We start from the raw sequence: 21,988 nt of genomic DNA, 5'->3' as shown, positions 1-21,988 counted from the left end.
AATGGTGTACCCGCGATAACCCGGCGGTAATGGACGAAGCCGTGCGGGTATTGGACTTTCATAAACTCGGTTCGATTAGCGCACAGCAGGAACACTGGCGATGAAGCCCCGCGACGCCCATACGACCATTCCCGTCTTCAAGCTCTATGGAGACGGCGCCGACTGGCCGACGCCCGACCTGCTGCACTGCGAGTCCATCGCCGCGCGCAGTCGCCTGCACGATTGGGAGATCGGCGCGCATCGCCATGCAGACCTGACTCAGCTGCTTTATATCCGTCGCGGTTGGGCTGAAGTGGAGATCGAGGGGGAGCGCACGCGGATCGAGCAGGCGGCGATCCAGGTGGTGCCGCCGCTGTGCGTGCATGGTTTTCGCTTTTCCGAGCGTGTAGAAGGCTATGTGCTGACACTGGCCAGCCCGCTGCTAAGGCAGCTGGAGACCGCGCTGGATGGCCAGCAGGACGCGTTGCGCAGCCCGGCCTTGCATCTGGCGGGTGCCGATCGGCGCTATCTGAACACCCTGTTCGAGGCGATCGACAGTGAATACCGCAACGCCGCACCGGCCCGGGAGCTGTTGCTGCAGTCGCTGGTGGGGGTACTCGCCGTATGGGTGGCCCGGCAGTTGCTAGTGCGTCGGGAGCAACGGCCAAGTCGGGGACAGGACTGCTGGCACGTTTCACACGCCTGGTGGAGCAAGACTTCCGCCAGCAGCGCTCGGTAGAAGCCTATGCCATGCAGCTCGACATCAGCCCGGCCTACCTCAACACGCTGGCCCGGCGCTTCGCCGGTCACACCGCCCTGGGGTTGCTGCACCAGCGATTGTTGCTGGAGGCCAAGCGGGAGCTGATCTACACGGCCATGACCATCAGCCAGATCTCGGATCAACTTGGATTTTCCGAGCCTGCGTACTTTTCCCGATTCTTCAAGCGAATGACCGGGCGATCGCCGAATGACTTCCGCCAGCACCCCAGCGGCGCTTGAGCATCAGCTGTCGGCGCGCACCAGCGCGGCGATGTCACCAAGCACGTCGCGCCACTCCTCTTCGCTGATCTCCATCAGGCGAAAGAAGCGCAGCGTGAAGATTCCTTCCGTGGCGAAAAACGCCAGCCGCGCCCGCCGGCCCGCCTCGCTGGACGTATCGAGACCGGCCAGGCGCGCCTGATACCAGGCGCGGGTCGAAGCCAGGTGCTCGGGCGTCTGCAGCAATGCCGCCATCAGGCTCGCAGCCTTGGCATCGGCGTCCGAATCCGAGGCGCGGGTCGCCTCGACATGGGCGCGCACCGCCGTCAGCGGGTCGGGATCGTCTCCGGCGATGCGCTGAAACTGTTCCGTATAGCCCTTGCCCCAACGCTCGAACATGGCATTGATCAGGTCGTCCTTGCTGCCGAAGCTGTACTGCACGCCGCCCTTGGTAATGCCCGCCGCCTTGGCGACTGCGTCAATGGTCAGCGCGGCAGCGCCCTGCCGATTGACGATGCCCTCGGCCACATCCAGCAACGCTTCGCGATCGATTGTCTTCTTTCTGCCCACCGACGCCCCTTTTAATTCAATACGTATGTATTTATATTCTGCCGGAACAACCATGCTCCAACCAATCGCGCTGCCACCCGCAACCTGAAGGATCGACTCGTGAAATCGCCTCTTCGCTGGCTGGTGCTGGGCATCCTGTCCAGCGCGCTGCTGCTGATCGTCATCGACATGACGGTAATCTACCTCGCCCTGCCCAGTCTGACCTACGAGCTGCGTGCCACGGCCAACGAAAAACTGTGGATCGTAAACGCCTACGCTCTCACCGTTGCCGGCCTGCTGCCGGGCATGGGAGCGCTGGGTGACCGTTTCGGCCACAAGCGGATGTTCGTCGCCGGGCTGGTGGTGTTCGGCCTGGCCTCCCTCGGCGCCGCCTTCTCGCCCAGCCCAGCGCTGTTGATCGCGGCACGCGTTACACTCGCGGTTGGGGCGGCAATGATGATGCCGGCGACCCTGGCGATCATCCGCCATGTTTTCGACGATGATCGCGAGCGCGCCCTGGCGTTCGGCATCTGGGCGGCGATCGCCTCCGGTGGTGCAGCCTTCGGGCCGGTGGTCGGCGGTGTGCTGCTCGAACACTTCTGGTGGGGCTCGGTGTTCATCATCAATGTGCCCATCGTCCTGTTCGCTTTGGTTCTCGCCTTGCGCTGGGTGCCAACCAGGCCCGGCAATCCCGAGCGGCCGTTCGACCTGCTCGCCTCGCTGTGGATCATGGGCGTCCTGGTCGGCCTGACGCTGGCCATCAAGGAAGCCGGCAAGGCCGACTTCTCGCTCCTGCAAGCCGGTGTGGCGGCAATCGCGGCAGTGATCTGCAGCCTGGCGTTCCTGCGACGTCAGCGGCGAGCGACGACTCCCATGATCGACTTCACCCTGTTCCGCGACCGCAGTTTTTCTGCCGGTGTGGCCACCGCGCTCATCGCTTCCGCTGCACTGATGGGTATGGAACTGGTGGTCAGCCAGCGTCTGCAACTGGTGGTAGGCCTGTCGCCCCTGCAGGCGGGTCTGACCATCCTGCCAATCCCCCTCGGCGCCTTCATTGCCGGCCCGCTGGCGGGGCTGGCACTGCCGCGCCTGGGCGCCGAACGCATTCTCAGTGCATCACTGGGCCTCGCCGCAGCCGGAGCCCTGCTCTACCTGCTGGGCTACAGCGCCGCGTACTGGATTCAGCTGGTCTCGTTCGCCCTGCTCGGTTTCGGCGTCGGTGCGGCAATGACGGCCGCCTCCAGCGCCATGCTGCTGCATGCTCCGCCAGACCGCGCCGGCATGGCCGCTTCGATCGAGGAGGTTTCGTACGAACTCGGCGGCGCATTCGGCATCGCCGTGCTGGGCAGCGTGATGTCGGCGGTTTACACCCGCGCCTTCGCTGCCCCTGCCAGTGTGGACGCCCCGGCACTGGCCCGTGACAGCCTGGACGGCGCGCTGATCGCCGCCGAGTCCCTGCCCGACAGCGTCGCTGCTCAGCTCATCGGCGTGGCACAAAGTGCGTTCGACAGCGCATTCGTGACGGTCATGATCCTGGTCGCCGCCCTGCTGACAATGGCCGCACTCGGCATCGCCCTGACCGCCCGAAGGGCTCGGTAGCCCAGCCGCCACGCCAACAGCGCTCATAAACGAAAAAGCCCGCATCGCTGCGGGCTTTGAGTTCTGTGGTGCCGGAGACAGGAGTCGAACCTGCGACCTTCGCATTACGAATGCGCTGCTCTACCTACTGAGCTACACCGGCGCCAGGCGGCGGATTATCGGAGGTTATGCGATCGGACTCAAGCCCACCGCGCGCCTCGCGAACGGCAACCCGCCGACGCTCCGTCAGTGCGGCCGTGAGGCCGGTTGGCCGTGATCGCGCTCCAAGTCGTGCTTTACCTGGCTGGCCAGATGCTCACCTTCGGCACTGGCCATTTCGTAGCCTTCACGGGCCTTGTGCTTGAGCTTGCCGGTCAGCTCGTCGCTCTTCTGACCCATCAGTTCGTCTTCACGACGGGTCGGTGGAACGGTAGCAGCCAGCAGAGCTCCCAGGGCAATACCCATGGCGCCAAGGGCGAGCGGCTGCTCGTTGAGCAACTGGCTGAAACCACCACGAGCGCGATCGGCGGTGTGCTTCAGGCTTTCCGCCGCCTGACGGCTGGAGTCGCTGACCCGATGGCGGGCGCTGCCCAGACTACTGGAGGCGTCATGACTCATCTGAGCCGCCTTGTCCTTAATGCCGGTGCCCTGCTGCTTCAGGCCAGAGGCCTTGGCCGCGAGCTTGTCGGTCATCGACGGGCCGCTGGAAGCGTGGGCACTGTAATCCGGGCGACGATTCTGCCCGGCCATCAGCCAGACCAATCCGATGCCGGTAAGCAAGGTGGGCACGGGGTTAGCCTTCACCGTATCGCTGAGATTGTGCAGGAACTCACCGCCACCACCCTTGGCGTAGCCCAGTGCGGTGTCGATCATCTGCCCCGGCGACAATTTGCTCTCCAGAGCGTGGACGATGTTGCCGATCTCGGCACGCTGCTGATCGATCTCGCGTTCGAGCGTGCTCGGGTCTTTCTGCGCTTCCAGATCTATCTGATTGTGCGTACTCATGCGTGCCCCCTGACGATTTCTTTGTCCTTCTGCAGAGAATGGATGGTGCGGTCAGGCTTCAACGAAGACGCTTCGAACTTCTTCTTGCCCGCCGAGACCATGATCAGGCCTACCACCACCACGACCACGCCGACGACCAGCGCAGCGAGCCACAGCTCCATCATCGTTCCGAGGAAGTACACGGCCGACATCAGCAGCACGATGAAGCCAGCCAGCAGCACGGCACCACCGGTGGCCACGCTCGCGGCGCCGGCTTTGGTGGCACGGATGGATTCGCTCAACTCGGCCTTGGCCAGAGCCAGCTCCTTGGTGAACAGTGACGGCACTTCACGCGTCAGCTGCCGCAACAGGCCACCCACGGAAGTGTCGTGCTCGGGGTTCGCCGCCGGTTCGTAAGGCGTGTTCAGGTTACGTTGCTCGTTCATCGATTCAGCCCTCCGTTTGTGCCTCTGCCGTTGGCGCCGATGCCGTTGGTGCTGCCCGGCGTCGAGGTCATGCCCGCATTGCTGACGCTGCCGACCGTACCGCCCGATGCGCCGCTTGAAATGCGCGAATCGAGTTCGGCCTGGCTCGGCAGGGTTTCAGCTGTTACGTCAGCCGGAACGCCCAGCGGCGAAGTGGGATGCGGTCGAGCAGCATCGGAATGGCCGTAATCGGTGGTGAGCTCGCGTGCCGTCGTATGGGTGCGATTACTCGAAGCCCGCGCAAAGCGGGTCAGGCCGAAGCCGAGGGCGACGCTGCCGGCAATGAACAGGCCCGGATTGTTGCGCGCCAGGCGGTTCACCTCGCCGACCAGCTCGTCGACGCTCTTGCCACGCAGGTTGTCGGCCAGGTCGACCATGCTCTGAGCAATGTCGGACACGTAGTGGGACAACCCGGTGCTGTCCTGATTTTCCAGCTCTGCGGCGGCGGCCTTGGCGCTTTGCGCGACCTTTTCCAGTTCGTCGGCAGCGGTGCCGCGATAGCTGTCCAGCTGTGCCTTGCCCTGATTTTTCAGCTGTTCGCCGGCTTCGGCCGCCTTGGCCTTGATGTCCTCGCTGGTCGCACCCTGACTGGCCCCGGAACCACTCATCGGGGCCGCGCCATTGCCGGCCGACGAATTGCTCGACTGTCCGCTGGAGGCGGCCGTCTGCGGCGTGCCGGTGCCGGCTTGGCCGCCGTAACCTGTGATTTCTTCATCGGGTGTCGTCATTTTGTCCACCTTTATAGGGTTATGGATTGGCCGGATGACCACGGTCCGTTGAAGCACAGCGATGCGGATCGCCGCGGCCGTGCAATGTAAGTGCGCACATAAATGGTGACCGGACCCCATTTTTCGAGTTCCGTGGCTCGGGCCAGACGGTTCCGGCGTTCGCTGGCGGGCTATCGCGGCGGCGCCGGTAGTGGACGAGCGAGCCGAACAGCGCTGGTTTGCTGGCGCTCTGCCCACGATGGGCCTGCAGGCGGCATCGCGACTGGGCTACGGATCGGCGTACGAAAACAAGCGAAACGGCGCGTGACGGCACGTTTGTGACCGAATGGTCGAAGGTAGCTGGCGCCGGCCTGCCTCGAGCGAGCCGACGAGCTGTAGCAGACAGGCTGGGCGCTGAAACGCAAAAACGGGCCCGAAGGCCCGTTCTTGCTTGAGGGGTGAAGTCCTTACAGCGGACCGATGCTGGTGCAGCTGTGCGCGGTCTTGGCGTGCTTCTGCAGAATCGGCAGCTGCGGGCGGTGCTTGCCACTGGTCACGTCCAGCGACAGTGCGTACTCGCCCCACCAGGGACCTGCTGCCCAGTAAGTGCTGGGGATGCAGTTCTGACGCAGGTAAGACAGCAGGTTGTCAGTGGCCACCAGGGCGGACGGCGAGAAGTCCGGAATACCGTGCTCACCGATGTAGCCACGCAGCTTGTTCTGCTTCAGCCAGTCGACGAAAGGCTTGACGCGATTGACACCGATCATCGGGTCGAACTTCTCGTTCTTGTCGAAGTAGTTACCGGAGAAATCCTTGTCGATGTACATGTGTGCTTCGTACACCAGGTTGTTCTTCGGATCGCGCATCCACGGGTTGCTGATCAGCTGAGTGTTGTAGTGCGGCCAGTGGAAGGCACTGGACCAGCGGTCACCGGCCACGTAGATCCAGCGCTTGGAATCCACGGTGCGGATCGCCTGAGCAGCAGCCAGGGCGGCCTGCGGCCAGAGACCATTGGTGGAGTATGGCTCGTTCATCAGCCCGTAACCTTCCACCGCCGGGTGGTTGACCACTTCCTGCGCAATCTGCTTCCACACCGCCGCGAATGAGCTGATGGGTACTTCGTTCGAGCCGATCAGCTTGTTGAAATAGCGGTAGTAGTTGTGCAGGTCGAGGATCACCTTGACGTTGTGCTTCTGCGCGAAATCCAGCGACTGCTTCAGGCGCGCAAGTTCTGTGGCATTCAGCGGCGTGTTCAGCTTGGGCTGGATACGCTCCCAGAGGAACGGCAGGCGTACCAGCGGCATGCCGAGGTCGGCGTACTTCTTGTAGTACGACTCGGCCGGATAGGTGTAGTTGGTGCCGTGCGTACCGGGAACCACCGACGGGCCGAAGCCTGCACCGGACAGGTTGACGCCAACCAGCAGCGGTTTGCCATTGGTGGTGCTCGGCGCTGACGGCGCTGGGCTCGGGGCCGGCGCTACAGCAGCAGGCGGCGTGGTGACCGAGGGAGCCGAAGGCGTGGCGGAGGTGCTGACCACGGAGACCGTCTTCGGATAACCGACGGCAGCGCCGTTGATGGCCGCGCCTTCCAGGAACACGCTCATGTTGCTGCCGACCACCTGGGTACGCAGAACCTTGCGCACCTGGCCGTCAGCCAGTTTTACCGATGCGCCGGTCTTGAAAGCGGCGACGTTGGCGCTGGTTGCCTGGATGGAGAACCCGGCGGACGCACGGAACACACCGTTCAGCCACTCATTGTTGGTGAAGCTGTTCAAGTTGCTGGTGGCAACGACCGAAGACGAAGGTGCGGTCGGTGCCGGAGCAGTTGCGGTAGTACCGGCGAGGGTCAGCTTGTTGGGCGCGCCCACTACACTTCCGTTAACCGCGGCGCCTTCGAGGAAGACGCTCATGTTGCTACCGACGACTTGTGCCTGGGTAATCTTGCGAACCTGGCCATCGGCCAGTTTTACCGAAGCACCGACTTTGAAGTTGGCCTTATTGCCATCGTTGGCCGGAATGGAGAAGCCCGGCGACTTGCGCCAGACACCATTGAGCCAATCGGTGTTGGTAAAGGCATTAATGCTGGTGGAGTAAGCAGTCGCCGTCGACGGCGCGGTTACTGCAGGCGCCGCGGTAGCGGGAGCCGAAGTTGCGGCAGCCACGGTTGCGACCGACTGCGGTGCACCCACCTTGTTGCCATCGAGCTTGGCGCCATCAAGGAACACGCTCATGTTGCTGCCGACGACCTGCGCGCGGCTGATGGTGCGCACTTGGCCGTCAGCCAGGCGAACCGAGGCGCCCGCCTTGAAAGCCGCCTGGTTGGCGGCCGTGGCCGGAATGGAGAAGCCTGCGCCAGTGCGCCAGACACCATTAAGCCAGTCGGTATTGGTAAAGGCGTTGACCTTGGTGGAAACGGAGGCTGCAGCGACAGTGGTAGCTGCAGCAGCGTAAGGAACAGTTGCTACGGTTACGCCACCCATGAGGGCAGCCATGGCGATGGAAGCGACGAGTGCCTTACGGGCACCGGTAAACAGGTTGGTGGACATTGAGTCTCTCCGGAACTTACTACTTCAAAGGCCCAGCCTTCGAAAAGTGACGGGAGGTCGATAAGTCGTGGGGCGATACTGGAAGGAACCGCGGTGTCACAACAAACGAACCGTTCTACAAGAAATTTCCCGCCGTCCACCCCCTGAACAAACCGGTAAATCGTCTTGCGTGGCGGCTTTATAATAGGTTCGAAAAAATAATGGAAATCTTTGTGGCGGAAAAAGATCGCCAATAAGCCGCCATATATCTGTCACCGATATTATGTTGCCATTATATAAATGGGTGCAGATATCGATTTGATATGACGCTTAGCCCCCTTGCTAGAAGAATTTGTCGTTCCGCTTGCGACGGTTTTTTGAATTCGCCAACTTTCAAACGGCATTAAATCCTATGATTTTGTCCCGACGAACGGCACCGCATAATTGCGCGAAACGGCAGGGATTAATCCCTATATAACGCTGACGCTCGGGCAACCGTCGGCGCGCTTTCGAGGTCCAACATGAGGATCAACAGACGCAGGCGGAGGTTAGCGATGAGCCATAAGTTCAAGGTCGGCGATCACGTGAGCTGGAACTCGGAAGCAGGACGAGTCCGCGGTCGCATCACTCGGGTGCACACGGCCGACACCGAGTTCATGGGCCGGACCCGGCGTGCCAGCCCCGAAGCACCGCAGTACGAGATCAAGAGCGACAAGACCGATCACGTGGCGATGCATAAAGAGTCGGCGCTGACCAAGCTGGACTGATTGCATGACTGACACGCTGACCGTCTGGACCATTGGCCATTCGAACCGCTCGCTGGAGGCCTTTGTCGAGCTGCTGCAGCTGCACGGCATCGAAGCCATCGCCGACGTGCGCCGCTTCCCCGGTTCGCGGCGGCTGCCACAGTTCGGCAGCGAGGCGCTGCGGGGTGCATTGGGTGAGGCGGGTATCGGCTATGCCTGGTTCGAGGAGCTTGGCGGTCGCCGACGGCCGCTTGCGGATTCGCCCAACCTGGCCTGGCGCAACAGCTCCTTTCGCGGCTACGCCGATCATTTGCAGAGCGACGAATTCAACCGCGGGCTCAACCGTTTGTTGGAAAGGGCGGGCCGGCAACGCACCGCGATGATGTGCGCCGAGGTGCTCTGGTGGCGCTGCCACCGCTCACTGGTATCGGATGTGCTGAAGACCCGAGGTATCGAGGTGCTGCACATCCAGGACGAGAAGCCGCCCGCCGCCCACCCTTTCACTGCCCCGGCACGGCTGGTCGACGGCCAGCTGAGCTATGCCGCAGGCAAGGGCGTGCCGCTGAGGAAGGAAGCTGGCAGACAGATCGACCTGGATCTTTAGCCCATGATGCGCATCAGGGGCGCTCGATGCGGTCCGGGTGGATGACGATGCGACCCTGCTTGTAGAGCCCGCCGATGGCCTTCTTGAAGTTGCCCTTGCTGACACCGAACCGCCGCGCGATCTCTTCGGCCGGGCTCTTGTCGCTCACGGCCAGTACGCCCTGGTTTTCCTCCAGTTGCTGGAGGATCAGCGCCTGCAGCGCATCGGTCGCCTCGCTGCCGATCGGCTGCAGGCTCAGGCTGATCTTGCCGTCGGCGCGCAGCTCGCGGATGTAACCCCGCTCATGCATGCCGCCGCGCAGGAACTTGAACACCTCGTTCTTGTGGATCAATCCCCAGTGCTGGCCGTTGATGATCGCCTTGTAGCCGAGATCGGTCGGTTCGACGATCAGCAGGTCCACCGCGTCGCCCACCCGGTAGCGCGCCGGCGTCTTGTCCAGATGGCGATCCAGCCGTGCGGTGGCGGTGATGCGACGGGTGCGCTGGTCGATGTACACGTAGACCACACAGTAGTCGCCGACTTGCAGCGGCCGCTTCTCCTCCGAGTGCGGCAGTAGCAGATCCTTGGGCAGCCCCCAGTCGAGGAAAAGCCCGACGCGGTTGATTTCCGCCACCTTGAGACTGGCAAACTCGCCGACCTGCACCCTGGGCTTTTCCGTGGTCGCGATCAGCTTGTCCTCGCTGTCGAGGTAGACGAACACGTTCAGCCAGTCGTCCACCTCGGTCGGCACATCCTTGGGGATGTAGCGGTTGGGCAGCAGAATCTCGCCATCCGGCCCGCCGTCGAGGTAGAGGCCGAAACCGGTGTGCTTGACGATCTGCAGGCTGTTGTAACGTCCGATGGCGGCCATGGCGGGTGTCCCAGTGATGAAGGCGGCGATTCTAGCGGCGCGGCAAGGCATAAGCGATGACTGAATCCCCTGCCTTGGTGCCCAGCGAGCCATGCCCGCCGGCGACCACCACCACCATCTGCCGCCCGGAACGGCTCTGGTAGGTCATCGGCGTCGCCTGGCCGCCAGCCGGCAGGCGCGCCTTCCACAGCTCGCGACCGGTACTGACGTCGTACGCACGCAGATAGTAGTCCAGCGTGCCGCTGAGAAACGCCACGCCACCGGCGGTGACCATCGGCCCGCCCAGGCTCGGCACCCCCATCTTGAACGGCAGCGGAATCGGCGAGCGATCCCGCACGGTGCCGTTCTTGCGCAGCCAGTGGGTCTTGCCGGTGCGCAGGTCGGCGCCCGCCACATAGCCCCACGGCGGCGCGGTGCACGGCAAGCCGATCGGCGATACGAAGGCCTCCAGTTCCACCGCGAATGGCGAGCCGAAGTTCTCGTTGAGAAACGGCTCCTTGTCCGAGACATAGGTCGTCTCGTCGTCCTCACGCGGGATCAGCCGCGAAGTGAAGGCCAGGTACGCCGGTGTGCTGAATACCATCTGGCGTACCGGATCGACCGCCACCCCACCCCAGTTGAAGACGCCGAAGTTACCCGGATGAACCAGCGTGCCCTGAGTGGAGGGTGGCGTGTAGCGTCCCTCGTAGCGCAGCGAATGGAACTGGATATGGCACATCATCTGGTCGATCAGCGTGGCACCCCAGAGGTCCTTGCCCTGCAGCTTCGGCGGTTCGTAGGACAGTGCCGACGCAGGTTGCGTCCTGGCGACCCAGTCGCCTTCGGCCGCACCTTGTGGCGCGGGCACCTCGCGCACCGGCAGGATCGGCTCGCCGGTGCGGCGGTCCAGCACATAGATGTCGCCCTGCTTGGTCGGCGCCACCAGCGCCGGCACCGGCCCCTCCTCCGTCTGGATGTCGATCAGGCTAGGCTGTGCCGGCACGTCCATGTCCCAGAGGTCGTGCCGCACGGTCTGGAAAACCCAGCGCAGCTGGCCGCTATCCAGGTCGAGCGCCACGATGGAGGAGGAAAAACGCTCGCTGTTCTCGCTGCGCCGCCCGCCCCACTGATCCGGCACCTGGTTGCCGAGCGGAATGTAGACCAGCCCCAGCGTCTCGTCCGCGCTGGAAATGCTCCAGCTGTTCGGGCTGCTGGCGCTGTATGTCTGCCCGGCAGCGATGGGCGCGGTCTCGTCGGGGTTGCCCGGGTCCCAGTTCCACAGCAGCTTGCCGGTATAGACGTCATAGGCGCGGATGACCCCGGACGGCTCGTTGGCGCGCACGTTGTCGTTCACCGCGCCGCCGATGATCACCCGGTCGCGCGCGACCACCGGCGGAGAGGTCGAGTAGTAGAAACCCTCTTTTACGTGGGGCATGTTGGCCCGCAGGTCCACTTCGCCGTTGTCGCCGAAGCCGGGGCATATCTCGCCGGTTCTGGCATCCAGCGCGATCAACCGGGCGTCGGCAGTGGGCATGAACAGCCGCTGGCGACAGCTCTGCGCCTGGCTGGAGGCGGGAGCGGCATGATAGGAAAGCCCGCGACAGGTCAGGTGCTGGCGGTTGACCGAATGCGGCACCTTGGGATCGAAGCGCCAGCGCTCTTCGCCGGTCTCGGCATCCAGGGCGATCACCAGGTTGTGCGGCGTGCACAGGTAGAGGCTGTCGTCGACCTTCAGCGGAGTGACCTCGTAGGTGGTCTCGTCCGGGTCGTCCGGACCGCGCAGATCGCCGGTCTGGTAGTGCCAGACCGGCTCCAGGCGCTCGACGTTCTGCGGAGTGATCTGCGCCAACGGCGAATAGCGCTGGCCATGCTGGGTACGCCCGTAGGCATGCCAGTCGCCCTCCGGCACGCTGTCGTCGACGGCAGGCGCCTCGGCCAATGGCGGCGGCAGCATGCCTTTGATGTCATGACTGTCGCGCCCCACCGCATAGATAGCCGCCACACCCCAGAGCAACACCGCCAGCATCAGCGGAAGCGCTGCACCACCCCAGGCACGGAAGCCGAAATGCTGCCACCCCAGGCGACGCGCGATCCATGGTGTGAGCAGCCACAGGCCGAGCGGCGCGATGATGCTGCCGCGTGGCGCCAGTTGCCACCAGTCCAGGCCGACTTCGTACAACGCCCAGCCGAGCGCACCGAGCATGAGCAGGGCGTACACCCACAGCGCCGTGCGGCGGCGCATCAGCAGCAGGACACCGGTCAGCAGAAAGCCGGCCGCCAGGATGGCGAAGTACCAGGTTCCGCCGAGGCTGATGACCTTTGCACCGCCGACGCCAAGCGCCAGCCCGACGATGATGCAGAACAATCCGCTGATGACTACTGCCACGGCGCCAACTCCTCGCTCTTGTTATTCGACCTGCACACATTCCAGATGACCGGCACGGACGGCCATCACTGGAATGGGACAGGCGATGAGCGGGAATGCTCCGTGGAAACGGCAGTGCGGCGGAGCAGGCCGCCTGCCCGCCGCTGCCCCGGCGCTTAGTTGCTGTCCAGCCCTACCTGCAGCAGCTTGCCGTCAGCGGCATCGGTGAGCAGGTAAAGGAAGCCGTCCGGCCCCACACGCACGTCACGGATACGCGCATTCAGGTCCTTGAGCAGACGCTCCTCGCCGACGATCCGATCGCCATCCAGCTGCAGCCGGATCAGCGACAGGTCCACCAGGGCACCGATGAACAGGCTGCGCTGCCAGGCCGGGAAACGCTCGGCATCGTAGAACGCCATGCCGCTGATACCCGGCGATTTGTCCCAGACGTGATGAGGCGGCTCGGTGCCCTTCACGGTTTTGCCCTGGGCCTCCGGGATCGGCAGCATGCTGTAGTTGATGCCATGGGTCGCCAGCGGCCAGCCATAGTTCTTGCCGGCCTGAGGGATGTTGATCTCGTCGCCACCACGCGGGCCATGTTCGTGCGTCCAGAGCACGCCGCTCCAGGGGTTGAGCGCGGCCCCCTGCTGATTGCGGTGGCCGTAGGACCAGATTTCCGGACGCGCGCCGTCGCGCCCCACGAAGGGATTGTCGTCGGGCACGCTGCCGTCCAGGCCGATGCGCACCACCTTGCCCTGATGCTTGTCGAGGTCCTGCGAGGTGGAGCGCTGGTTGTTCTCGCCCAGCGCCACGAACAGATGGCCGTTGCCATCGAATACCAGCCGCGAGCCGAAATGAATGCCGCTGGACAGCTTGGGCAGCTGGCGGAAGATCACCTCGAAGTTTTCCAGCCGGGATCGATCATCACTGAGCCGGCCGCGGCCGACGGCCGTCCCGGCCTTGCCGTCCTCGCCAACCTCGGCGTAGCTCAGATAGACCAGGCGGTCCTGCTCGAACGCCGGCGACAGCCGGACATCGAGCAGGCCACCCTGCGCGCGGGCGAATACGTCCGGCACGCCAGCCAGCGGTTCCGATCGGCTGCCATCGAGCCCCACCAGCCGCAGCCGACCGGGCCGCTCGGTCACCAGCATGTGCTCGCCATCCGGAAGAAAGGCCAGCCCCCACGGGTTCTCCAGCCCCGCGGCGATCTCCTTGACGGTTACCTGCCCCGCCTCGCAGGGAAAGCGTTGCGTTTCAGCGGCAACCTGGAACGAAGCGGCAATGAGGAAACCGCAGAGCGTGGTGCGAATGGCTTGACGCAGCATGAAGGTCCTCCGGTGATGGGGCGTTGTGATTCCCAGATACGCCGCTTCATTGAAGACCAGAGCGTCGGCTCGGTGGTTGCGAAAACGCTTCAAGAAATGACCGACCGTAAAAAGCTGAACAAAATTTGATCAAATCTGTATAATGCCCGGTTCGACTGATTGAAGGAAAAGCGATCCATGGCCACCAAAACCACCAGCGCCAAGCGCAAACCCGAACCCGCGACCGAAACCAGCCAGTCCCTGGCAGAGCAGATGGCCGCGTTCCTCAAGGCCGGCGGTGAGATCCAGACCATCCCCAACGGCGTGAGTGGCCAGACCCAGGGCCCGTCCCGGCAGATCACCATCAGCAAGAAGTGATGCGCTGACACGAACCGCTTTCGGCGAGCCGCTCTGTACAGGCTCGCCGCGTTCCACCTCCTTCCTGATTTCTCCGAGCATCCCATGACCGATCCCGTGCGCCTTGCCAAACGCGTCGCCGAGCAATTCGGCTGTTCCCGGCGCGAGGCCGAGCTGTACATCGAGGGCGGCTGGGTCACTGTCGACGGCGAGCTGGTCGAAGCGTCCTTCCTCAAGGTAGGTCCGCAGCAACGTATCGAACTGCAGCCCGGCGCCACGGCGAAGGAAATCGCCCCGGTGACGCTGCTGCTGCACAAGCCAGCCGAACTCCCGATCGACAGCGATAACGATGGCCCCCGCCGTGCGCTGCAGGCCAGCGAGCACTGGGCCGATGATCCGTCCCGCACCGAACCACTGCAGCGTCACCTGCTGCGCCATACCTTGCTGCTGCCCCTGGATGCCGATGCCAGCGGCCTGAGTGTGCTCAGCCAGCAGCGTGAAGTGATCCGCCTGCTCGGCGACACGCGCAACAAGCTCGAGCAGGAGTACGTCGTCGAGGTTAGTGGCGAAGCCGAAGAAGGTGGCCTGGCGCTGCTGGCCAAGGGAATCGGGCATCGTGGCAGGATCCTGCCCAAGGCCAAGGTCAGCTGGCAGAGCGAAAACCGCCTGCGCGTGGTGGTCAAGGAACCCGCACCAGGCGAGGTTCGCATGCTCTGCGAGGCCATCGGCCTGCGCGTCGTCGCCAGCAAGCGTATACGCATCGGCCGGCTGTCGATGGCCAAGCTGCCGGTGGGGCACTGGCGCTTTCTCGGCGAACACGAGCGTTTCTGACGCTGCCGCCTGCACCAGTCGGCGGAGCGCGCTTGCCTTGCCCGCCGCGCTGAATCAGTCTTGAGCGCTGGGCCGGGGCAATTCGCCACGACGGCCCACCCTCCAAGACAGGACCGCGATGCAGAAACTGCTGCTCTTGTTGCTGATTCTTCTATCGCTGCATACCCAGGCGGCCGAGCCTGTCACTGTCTGGGCCTATCAACCTTCTCCGCCGTTCGCCTCCGGCCAGAGCCCCGGCCTGTCCGAAACCCTGGTACAGCTGCTCAACGAGCACCCGACCAACCAGGGTCGTTACGAATTCCGCCTGACGCAGCTGCCGCGAAAGCGACTCGATGCCCGGCTCGCCGCCAACGAACCGGGCATTCTTTTATGGGCCACACCGGAGTTCTTTCCCGAACGGTTAACCGCTCGGGCCAGCTGGACGCGACCGCTGCTCTGCGACATTCAGGATTTCGTCTCGCGACGGGCGGCTCCGGTCGACTATGACGGCCCGCGCTCGCTGCACGGCCTGCGCCTGGGCGGAATCCTCGGGCATCGCTATCGCACGCTGCAGGCGGATATCGACAAGGGGCTGATCCGCCGCGAAGACGTGCATACGGACCTGCAGAATCTGAACAAGCTGCTCTCAGGGCGCATCGATGTCGCCCTCATCCCGCGCTCGTCACGCCTGTTCTACAGCCTGACCGAGGTGCCGGAAGCGCAGCTGCACGTTTCACCGAGCCCCCTGTACGTGTTCGACCGCCACGTGCTCATGACTGCCAGCCTGCCCGCCGCGACCACGCAGTACATCCAGCAGCTTGTCGCCGACCTGCCGCACAGTGCCCGCTGGCAGACGTTGCTGCGACGCTATGGCCTGCAACAGATGAACGCGCCCTGCCCCAATTTCTAAGCGAACGTAAGCCGCACTGGCGAATCGAAGCAGGCACGCCCCATACTGGCGAAAAGAGAACGGAGTACCAATTCAGCCATGAAAAAGGCATTGCTCTTCGGCCTGCTGTTGACTCTCGGCGGTTGCGCCAGCCAATCCTGCGATCGCGCCTGGGACGACGACGGCTGTCGCGCCGAGCGTCTGCTGTACCAGAACGATCTGATGCAGGCCAAGATTCTGATATCGGTCGGTGATGAAGACAGCTACGAACTGGCCCAGGCCCTGCTCGATCGCAGCGCGCGGCTGGATCGGCGCGGTGAGACCGAGTTCTACCAGGCGCTGCTGCTGATCCGCCAGGGCCCGGAGCCCTCCGAAGTGCTGCAATTGCTGGAAAAGGCCAAGCGCAAGGGCCATCCGCACGCGGTGGCGCTGCTCTACAAGATCTACCAGGAGCCCTATCTGATCGAGCAGGCGGACCCGATCAGGGCCGAGGGCTATCGACAGGCCTACGGCGAACTGGACGTCGCGCGCAGCGGCTACCCATCGTTCGACAAATCGCTGGAACTGGTCGATCAGCTGGTTGCGCCACCGCCACCCTCTGTGCCGTACCAGGCACCATGCCCGCAACACTGCCTGGAGCAGTCACGCTAGCATCGCGGGCTGGCGAGGAGCGATCAGGGCGCAGGGGTCTGCGAAATCCGCGGTTCCTCTTCGCCGTCTGCGACCGCGCGCGCTTCCGCTTCGGTGGCGTAAGGGCCGCCGACGATGGTGCCGTTCAGTTCCACCACCCAGCATACGGCCCAGGTCGGGCGCCAGGCTTTGGGTACGTCTTCGCCGCTGAGGTGCTTGATCTGCGAGGTCATGGCGTTTCTCCATTGCTACTGAGACAAGACGGCCGTCCGCGCCGCGGAGCCGGCCCCATGCAATGCAGACCACAAGCCGGCACGCTTTGCTCGTCCCGATCGACGAAACGGACCGAGCCAGAACCCTTGGCGGCAGCTGGGCTCTACACACACAGGTGCCGCCCGCTGAGGAAAGACGATGCGCTCCACCAGCCGCCTGTTTCTGCTGATGTTGCTCTGCACCTTCCTTCTGGTCGGCTGCAGCCGCGCAACCCTGGTCTACCGCAATCTCGACACGCTGATTCCCTGGACACTCAACGATTACCTGGACCTGGACCGCACCCAGCAGCGCGAACTGCGCCAACGGCTGCGTGAACACCTGGCCTGGCACTGCAGCACCCAGTTGCCGGAACTCCTTGCCAGGCTTGACCGGCTGGAGCGAAGCAGTGCCGACGGCCAACTCGAGCCGAGCGATCTGGAGCCACACTACCGCGGCGTACGCGACGCCATGCACAGCATCGCGGTGGAGGTCACCCCGACCGCCACCGATCTGCTGCGGGCATTGAACGACGCGCAAGTCGAGGAACTGCGCAAGGCGCTGGACGAGAACCGCCGTGAACATCGGGAGAAATACCTTGAGCCGCCCCTGGAGCAGCAGATCCGCGAACGCGCCGAGCGCATGCAGGAGCGCCTGCAGTACTGGTTCGGCCCGCTGAACGCGCAGCAGCGCCAGCGCGTGCTGCGCTGGGCGCACACCCTGAGCGAGCAGAACAGCCGCTGGCTGCGCAACCGCGAGCAATGGCAGGCGATGCTGCTGGCCGCCGTCGAGCAGCGCCACGGCGCCGATTTCGATAAGCGTATCGCCCGGCTCTTGCAGGATCGCGAAGCGCTGCTGAACGAAGATGACCGCGCGGCGCTGCAACGCGCAGAACAGGCCGGTCTGGAACTGGTGGCCGACCTCCATCGTCTGGCCGACGACGGCCAGCGCGCCCATCTGAGCGGACGGCTGACGCAGCTGCAGAGCGACTTCGGCAGTCTGAAGTGCCTGGCCCAGGCCGGCTGACGACCGGGCCTCAGCGCCCCGTCGAGGTCAGCCGGCGCAGGGCCTCACGCTGCGCCGGCTCGTCGAGGTCGAGCAACCACTGCGGCTTGCCCGCCACCAGCGCCGCCAGCGGCACGCCATCGCGGTAGAGGATGCGGTTGCCCGGCAGCGCCGGCACCTTGCTGCTCGGCAACAGCGTCCCCAACTGATTCAGCGGATCGACCGCCGAGACCGCCAGCAGCTCGCCCGCCAATGGCCGCTTGCGCACCTCGCGCAACAGCGCCAGCGCTTCCGGCAGGGCGAACTGCTCGCCCGCCACGCCTGCGACGAAACGCCCGCCGCGGATCTCGCCACGCGCTTCCAGCCGGTGGTAGACCCGCAACAGCTCGCGCCAGGGCGGCAGCCAGTCCGCCTCGCGCGCCAGCAGTCGCCAGAACACCACGCCGTAACGGCGCAGCAGCACGCGGGCAATATGCTCCAGCGCCTCGATCGGAAGAACGGCGTGCCCGGCGACATCCCCTGCCACCGGCTTGCGCACCAGCGCCCAGCGCCCCGCGTCGGCCATACCGCCGATAAAGGCGCCTCCGCGGGTTCGCCGCGCCGTGCGCGAACGCTTGCTGGCCGGCGTCAGCAGCGCACGCAGGCCGGCGAAGCTGTCGGCGTTCACCAGCCCGACCGCCACCAGTTCGCCCAGGGCGTCCTCCAGTTCGCTGCGCAGCAGATGGGCATCGTGCTGCAGTTCGTCGAAGAACAGCGCGCCATGGGTCTGCAGGCAATCGAACACGCGCTGCGCCCGTGATGACAGTTCCGGCGCGGGTGCGTCGCTGGCCAATGCATGCCAGGCACCGAGCTGGCGCCGCGGCAACAGTACGATAGGCGTGCCACGTACCGGCCCGCCGCTGGCCTTGAGGCGCCCGGACAGCCGCGTCCAGACAATGCGACCGGAGCGGCACAGCTCATCCAGCCAGGTGCTGCCGTAATCCTTCAGACGGGCCGGCAGCAAATCGCTTTCCCAGGCCGTCGCGGCCGCCTGGAAGCCTTCCAGCTGCTCGACCAGTCTGCCCAGCGACTCGCGCCCCTGCATGCGGGTGCCCGCCGACAGATGCTGCCAGTCGGCGAGAAAGCGCATGCAGTCGGCAAGCTCCACCGGCTCGATCTCGCGGCGCAGGCGCTTGACCGTGTAGCGATGGATACGCGCCAACAGGTGCCGCTCGCACCACTCGTCCTCGCTCGCTCCCGGGCTGAAGCGCCCGCGCAACACATAGCCCTGGGCCTCCAGACGGGTCAGCGCCAGCGCCACCGCCGAGGCCGGCAGGGCCAGCGGTCTAGCGATCAGCGGTACCGGCAGCGGCGCGAAACCGCTCAGACGGGCGCGGATCAGTTCCACCAGCGCCTCCTCTTCGTCGAGCAGCTGGTCATAGCCGGCCGGCAATGGCAGACACGGCTCGCAGGCCGCCTGCGGATAGATCGAACGCAGCCAGGCCAGGCGCTCCAGCGGGGTCCAGAGCGCGCGGTCGTGAGCCACCTGCAGGCGTGTCGCCCGCCCCGCGCGGGCCAGCTCGGCGAGCCATTGCAGCCAGTGCGGCTGCCCCGCCGCCTCGGCCTCGGCGATGCAGCCCAGCGCCGTCAGCGCCTCGTGCAGCTCGTCGCTGTTGCGCGCCTCCGGCCAGGCCTCCGCCCCCACCGCCGCTATCGCCTCGGGGTCCAGCGCGCCAAGGTCGTCGGCCGATTCCGGATCGCTCCAGCGACGGGCGAGCACCGCCTGGGTGCGTCGCTCTTCCAACGGGGCGTCGTCGAGAAAGGCGTAGGGGCGCGCGCCGAGGATTTCCATGGCCAGTGGCGACGGCGCCGGCAGGTCACGTGTCAGCAGCTCGACTTCTCCGCTCTCCATGCGCCGCAGCAGCGCCAGCCAACCCTCGCTGTCCATGGCCTCGTGCAGGCAGTCGTCGAGGGTCTGGCGCACCAGCGGGTGGTCGGGAATCTCCCGTTCACCCACGATGTTCTCCAGGCAGGCCACCTGATCGGGGAACACCGTGGCCAGCAGGTCTTCGCTTTTCATCCGCTGCAGCTGCGGCGCCACCTTGCGCCCGCCGGCCATGCGCGGCAGGGCCAGCGCGGTAGTGGCGATCCAGCGCCAGCGCACGCCGAACAGCGGCGCGTCGAGCAGCGCCTGGATCAGCACCTGTTCGGCACTGGCCGAATGCAGGTAGCGCCAGACCTCATCCAGCGCGAAGCTGTGACTGGTCGACAGCGAGAGGATGATCGCGTCCTCGGTGGCTGCCGCCTGCAGCTCGAAGTTGAAGGTGCGGCAGAAGCGCTTGCGCAGCGCCAGGCCCCAGGCACGGTTGATGCGGCTGCCATAGGGCGAGTGGATCACCAGCTGGGTGCCGCCGGACTCATCGAAGAAGCGCTCCATGATCAGCCGCCGCTGGGTCGGCAACGCGCCCAGCGCCGAACGCGCTCGGGACAGGTATTCGACGATCTGCTGCGCGGCTTCGCGTGGGATGCCCGGGGTATCGGCGAGCCAATCGATCACCGGCTGCAGGCGTTCGGCCGCTTGCGACTCGGCGCTGGCCAGGCGCTGGTCGATTTCCCCGCGCAGGCGGGCGACCGCGAAGGACAGCTCGTCGCTGCGCCCTGGCGCTTCGCCGAGCCAGAACGGGATGCTTGGCGGCATGCCCTGGGCGTCCTCCACGCGCACCCGCCCCGCCTCGATCTTGAGGATGCGGTAGGAGGTGTTGCCGAGCTGGAACACGTCCCCGGCCAGGCTCTCCACGGCGAAATCCTCGTTCACCGTGCCGATGTTCAGCCCCTGCGGCTCCAGCAGCACGGCGTAGTCGGAGTTGTCGGCGATGGTGCCGCCGGAGGTCAGCGCGGTCAGCCGCCCGCCGCGGCGGCCGCGCAGGCTGCGGGTCGCCAGGTCGCGATGCAGATAGGCGCCGCGCGCGCCATGGCGAGTGGTATAGCCTTCGGCGAGCATCCTCAGCAGCGCCTGATAAGTGGCGTCATCCAGCACCGCATAGGGCATCGCCCGGCGCAGCAGCGCCAGCAGTGCGTCCTCCTGCCATTCACGGCTGGATACCTCGGCGACGATCTGCTGGGCCAGCACGTCCAGCGGGGCCGGGGGAATTCTCAGCGTGTCCAGTTCGCCGCGGCGTACGGCATCGAGCAGCGCGGCGCATTCGATCAGGTCATCACGCGAGCTGGGAAACAGGCGCCCCTTGGATACGCCCGCCACTTGGTGGCCGGCGCGCCCTACTCGTTGCAGGAAGGCGGCGATCGAGCGCGGCGAGCCGAGCTGGCAGACCAGTTCCACGTCGCCGATGTCGATGCCCAGTTCCAGCGAGGCGGTGGCCACCAGCACCCGCAGTTCGCCGCGTTTGAGCTTCTGCTCGGCCGTCAGCCGCTGCTCGCGCGCCAGGCTACCGTGGTGCGCCGCCACCACCGCGCCGCCCAGCCGTTCGGCCAGATGGCGGGTGGTGCGCTCGGCCATGCGGCGCGTGTTGACGAACACCAGGGTGGTCCGATGCTCGCCGGCCAGCGCGGCCAGACGGTCGTAGACCAGCGCCCAGGCATCGTTGCTCATTACCGCTTCCAGCGGCACCGGCGGGACTTCCAGCGCCAGGTCGCGGGCGCGGCCATGGCCGATATCGACGATCTCGCAAGGGCGCTCGGTTCCGACCAGAAAGCGCGCAACCGCGTCTATGGGCTTCTGTGTGGCGGACAACCCGACGCGCACCAGCGGTCGTTCGCAGAGCGCCTCCAGCCGCTCCAGCGACAACGCCAGGTGGCTGCCGCGCTTGTTGCCGGCGATGGCGTGGATCTCGTCGACGATCACGCTGCGCACATCGCGCAGCATCTGCCGCCCGGACTCGGAGCCGAGCAGCACGTAGAGCGATTCCGGCGTGGTGACCAGGATATGCGGCACCCGCTTGCGCATCGCGTTGCGCTCGGCCTGCGGCGTGTCGCCGGTGCGCACAGCGGTGCGAATGTCCACCGGCGGCAGGCCGAGCCGTTGCAGCTCGGCGCCGATGCCGGCCAGCGGTTGCTCGAGGTTGATATGGATATCGTTGGACAGCGCCTTGAGCGGCGAGACGTATAGCACCTGGGTGCCGTCGACCAGCCCGCCCTCGGTCAGGCCCTGCTGCACCAGCGCGTCGATGGCAGCGAGAAAGGCGGTCAGCGTCTTGCCCGAACCGGTCGGCGCGGCGACCAGGGTCGAGCGACCGGCGCGTACCAACGGCCAGGCTGCTGCCTGAGCCGGTGTCGGGGCGGGAAAGCTGCGGGAAAACCAGCCCGCCACGGCGGGATGGAAGCGGCACAGCGGATCGGGGGCAGGCATGCTCATGCGGATGAATATGGTGCCGCGCCTGCCATTGCACAAGCGACAGCCGGTCGGCTGTGGGGAAACGGCA

At 65.3% G+C, this 21,988-nt stretch carries 19 protein-coding genes, 1 tRNA gene and 1 pseudogene; 10 read left to right on the top strand and 11 right to left on the bottom strand.

Annotation, left to right across the window (positions count from 1 at the left end):
* Positions 1-100: 100 nt before the first annotated feature.
* Positions 101-978: pseudogene (locus ACVRRC_RS07855) on the top strand (helix-turn-helix domain-containing protein).
* 3 nt (positions 979-981) lie between these two features.
* Here ACVRRC_RS07855 and ACVRRC_RS07850 read toward each other — a convergent pair.
* Positions 982-1,527, bottom strand: coding sequence for a TetR/AcrR family transcriptional regulator (locus ACVRRC_RS07850; protein WP_013982287.1), 546 nt, complete (start codon positions 1,525-1,527; stop codon positions 982-984).
* A 33-nt stretch (positions 1,528-1,560) separates the two neighbouring features.
* Here ACVRRC_RS07850 and ACVRRC_RS07845 point away from each other — a divergent pair, with 33 nt between their 5' ends.
* Entirely contained in the window at positions 1,561-3,105 is a 1,545-nt protein-coding gene (locus ACVRRC_RS07845) for an MFS transporter (RefSeq protein WP_472996995.1), read from the top strand.
* 66 nt (positions 3,106-3,171) lie between these two features.
* On the opposite strand, the gene ACVRRC_RS07840 is transcribed toward ACVRRC_RS07845, so the two are convergent.
* From ACVRRC_RS07840 to ACVRRC_RS07820, 5 genes are all read right to left on the bottom strand, one after another.
* Positions 3,172-3,247: transfer RNA gene (locus tag ACVRRC_RS07840), tRNA-Thr, on the bottom strand.
* A gap of 83 nt (positions 3,248-3,330) precedes the next feature.
* The gene (locus ACVRRC_RS07835; RefSeq protein ID WP_011912634.1) at positions 3,331-4,089 is read right to left on the bottom strand and encodes a DUF3618 domain-containing protein; all 759 of its coding nucleotides are present in this window, start codon (positions 4,087-4,089) and stop codon (positions 3,331-3,333) included.
* On the bottom strand, positions 4,086-4,514 hold the full coding sequence (locus ACVRRC_RS07830; RefSeq protein WP_049324968.1) for a phage holin family protein: 429 nt from the start codon (positions 4,512-4,514) through the stop codon (positions 4,086-4,088). Before ACVRRC_RS07830 ends, ACVRRC_RS07835 begins: the two co-directional genes overlap by 4 nt.
* On the bottom strand, positions 4,511-5,281 hold the full coding sequence (locus ACVRRC_RS07825) for a hypothetical protein (RefSeq protein WP_472996994.1): 771 nt from the start codon (positions 5,279-5,281) through the stop codon (positions 4,511-4,513). Before ACVRRC_RS07825 ends, ACVRRC_RS07830 begins: the two co-directional genes overlap by 4 nt.
* A 446-nt stretch (positions 5,282-5,727) precedes the next feature.
* A complete protein-coding gene (locus tag ACVRRC_RS07820) occupies positions 5,728-7,806 on the bottom strand; it encodes a glycoside hydrolase family 5 protein (protein WP_061373144.1) in 2,079 nt (692 codons plus the stop codon).
* A gap of 533 nt (positions 7,807-8,339) precedes the next feature.
* On the opposite strand from ACVRRC_RS07820, the gene ACVRRC_RS07815 reads away from it, so the two are divergent.
* Complete coding sequence (locus tag ACVRRC_RS07815; RefSeq protein ID WP_013982283.1) at positions 8,340-8,552, top strand: hypervirulence associated TUDOR domain-containing protein; 213 nt, start codon at positions 8,340-8,342, stop codon at positions 8,550-8,552.
* Between the two features lie 4 nt (positions 8,553-8,556).
* Positions 8,557-9,135 (top strand): DUF488 domain-containing protein, encoded by a 579-nt coding sequence (locus ACVRRC_RS07810; RefSeq protein WP_061373143.1) that lies wholly within the window; start codon positions 8,557-8,559, stop codon positions 9,133-9,135.
* Between the two features lie 13 nt (positions 9,136-9,148).
* On the opposite strand, the gene ACVRRC_RS07805 is transcribed toward ACVRRC_RS07810, so the two are convergent.
* From ACVRRC_RS07805 to ACVRRC_RS07795, 3 genes are all read right to left on the bottom strand, one after another.
* Entirely contained in the window at positions 9,149-9,985 is an 837-nt protein-coding gene (locus tag ACVRRC_RS07805) for a CvfB family protein (RefSeq protein ID WP_061373142.1), read from the bottom strand.
* A gap of 31 nt (positions 9,986-10,016) precedes the next feature.
* Positions 10,017-12,350: a glucose/quinate/shikimate family membrane-bound PQQ-dependent dehydrogenase gene (locus tag ACVRRC_RS07800; RefSeq protein ID WP_472996830.1), complete on the bottom strand. Its 2,334-nt coding sequence runs from the start codon at positions 12,348-12,350 to the stop codon at positions 10,017-10,019.
* 155 nt (positions 12,351-12,505) lie between these two features.
* Positions 12,506-13,654 carry a PQQ-dependent sugar dehydrogenase gene (locus tag ACVRRC_RS07795; RefSeq protein ID WP_061373141.1) on the bottom strand — a complete coding sequence of 383 codons (1,149 nt, stop codon included), beginning with the start codon at positions 13,652-13,654 and terminating at the stop codon, positions 12,506-12,508.
* Between ACVRRC_RS07795 and ACVRRC_RS07790 the strand changes: the two genes are divergently transcribed.
* The 5 genes from ACVRRC_RS07790 to ACVRRC_RS07770 all read left to right on the top strand — a co-directional run bounded on the left by ACVRRC_RS07790 (position 13,643) and on the right by ACVRRC_RS07770 (position 16,340).
* On the top strand, positions 13,643-13,783 hold the full coding sequence (locus ACVRRC_RS07790) for a hypothetical protein (protein WP_155416511.1): 141 nt from the start codon (positions 13,643-13,645) through the stop codon (positions 13,781-13,783). The genes ACVRRC_RS07795 and ACVRRC_RS07790 overlap by 12 nt on opposite strands.
* 48 nt (positions 13,784-13,831) lie before the next feature.
* On the top strand, positions 13,832-14,011 hold the full coding sequence (locus ACVRRC_RS07785; RefSeq protein WP_013982276.1) for a hypothetical protein: 180 nt from the start codon (positions 13,832-13,834) through the stop codon (positions 14,009-14,011).
* Between the two features lie 84 nt (positions 14,012-14,095).
* The gene (locus tag ACVRRC_RS07780; protein ID WP_125872440.1) at positions 14,096-14,821 is read left to right on the top strand and encodes an RNA pseudouridine synthase; all 726 of its coding nucleotides are present in this window, start codon (positions 14,096-14,098) and stop codon (positions 14,819-14,821) included.
* Between the two features lie 118 nt (positions 14,822-14,939).
* Positions 14,940-15,710: a hypothetical protein gene (locus ACVRRC_RS07775; protein ID WP_011912623.1), complete on the top strand. Its 771-nt coding sequence runs from the start codon at positions 14,940-14,942 to the stop codon at positions 15,708-15,710.
* Between the two features lie 78 nt (positions 15,711-15,788).
* Positions 15,789-16,340, top strand: a complete 552-nt coding sequence (locus tag ACVRRC_RS07770; protein ID WP_011912622.1) for a hypothetical protein — start codon at positions 15,789-15,791, stop codon at positions 16,338-16,340.
* A gap of 23 nt (positions 16,341-16,363) precedes the next feature.
* Here ACVRRC_RS07770 and ACVRRC_RS07765 read toward each other — a convergent pair whose 3' ends face one another.
* Positions 16,364-16,552 (bottom strand): hypothetical protein, encoded by a 189-nt coding sequence (locus tag ACVRRC_RS07765; RefSeq protein ID WP_013982273.1) that lies wholly within the window; start codon positions 16,550-16,552, stop codon positions 16,364-16,366.
* Positions 16,553-16,730: 178 nt separating this feature from the next.
* Here ACVRRC_RS07765 and ACVRRC_RS07760 point away from each other — a divergent pair, with 178 nt between their 5' ends.
* Positions 16,731-17,594: a DUF6279 family lipoprotein gene (locus ACVRRC_RS07760; protein ID WP_011912621.1), complete on the top strand. Its 864-nt coding sequence runs from the start codon at positions 16,731-16,733 to the stop codon at positions 17,592-17,594.
* Positions 17,595-17,604: 10 nt separating this feature from the next.
* Here the strand turns inward: ACVRRC_RS07760 and ACVRRC_RS07755 are convergent, their stop codons facing one another.
* A complete protein-coding gene (locus tag ACVRRC_RS07755) occupies positions 17,605-21,921 on the bottom strand; it encodes a DEAD/DEAH box helicase (RefSeq protein WP_061373140.1) in 4,317 nt (1,438 codons plus the stop codon).
* Positions 21,922-21,988 lie beyond the last annotated feature (67 nt).

Source organism: Stutzerimonas sp. LR2, from assembly GCF_055755175.1.
The sequence above is the reverse complement of the archived record's forward strand: the minus strand, read 5'-3'. Positions and strand labels throughout refer to the sequence as shown.

Bases quoted from the DNA above. Each gene is read 5' to 3' on its own strand.
- ACVRRC_RS07825 (WP_472996994.1), bottom strand. From the start codon at position 5,281: ATGACGACACCCGATGAAGAAATCACAGGTTACGGCGGCCAAGCCGGC.
- ACVRRC_RS07760 (WP_011912621.1), top strand. From the start codon at position 16,731: ATGCGCTCCACCAGCCGCCTGTTTCTGCTGATGTTGCTCTGCACCTTC.
- ACVRRC_RS07770 (WP_011912622.1), top strand. From the start codon at position 15,789: ATGAAAAAGGCATTGCTCTTCGGCCTGCTGTTGACTCTCGGCGGTTGC.
- ACVRRC_RS07830 (WP_049324968.1), bottom strand. From the start codon at position 4,514: ATGAACGAGCAACGTAACCTGAACACGCCTTACGAACCGGCGGCGAAC.
- ACVRRC_RS07775 (WP_011912623.1), top strand. From the start codon at position 14,940: ATGCAGAAACTGCTGCTCTTGTTGCTGATTCTTCTATCGCTGCATACC.
- ACVRRC_RS07805 (WP_061373142.1), bottom strand. From the start codon at position 9,985: ATGGCCGCCATCGGACGTTACAACAGCCTGCAGATCGTCAAGCACACC.
- ACVRRC_RS07780 (WP_125872440.1), top strand. From the start codon at position 14,096: ATGACCGATCCCGTGCGCCTTGCCAAACGCGTCGCCGAGCAATTCGGC.
- ACVRRC_RS07810 (WP_061373143.1), top strand. From the start codon at position 8,557: ATGACTGACACGCTGACCGTCTGGACCATTGGCCATTCGAACCGCTCG.
- ACVRRC_RS07785 (WP_013982276.1), top strand. From the start codon at position 13,832: ATGGCCACCAAAACCACCAGCGCCAAGCGCAAACCCGAACCCGCGACC.
- ACVRRC_RS07835 (WP_011912634.1), bottom strand. From the start codon at position 4,089: ATGAGTACGCACAATCAGATAGATCTGGAAGCGCAGAAAGACCCGAGC.
- ACVRRC_RS07795 (WP_061373141.1), bottom strand. From the start codon at position 13,654: ATGCTGCGTCAAGCCATTCGCACCACGCTCTGCGGTTTCCTCATTGCC.
- ACVRRC_RS07815 (WP_013982283.1), top strand. From the start codon at position 8,340: ATGAGCCATAAGTTCAAGGTCGGCGATCACGTGAGCTGGAACTCGGAA.
- ACVRRC_RS07765 (WP_013982273.1), bottom strand. From the start codon at position 16,552: ATGACCTCGCAGATCAAGCACCTCAGCGGCGAAGACGTACCCAAAGCC.
- ACVRRC_RS07820 (WP_061373144.1), bottom strand. From the start codon at position 7,806: ATGTCCACCAACCTGTTTACCGGTGCCCGTAAGGCACTCGTCGCTTCC.
- ACVRRC_RS07755 (WP_061373140.1), bottom strand. From the start codon at position 21,921: ATGAGCATGCCTGCCCCCGATCCGCTGTGCCGCTTCCATCCCGCCGTG.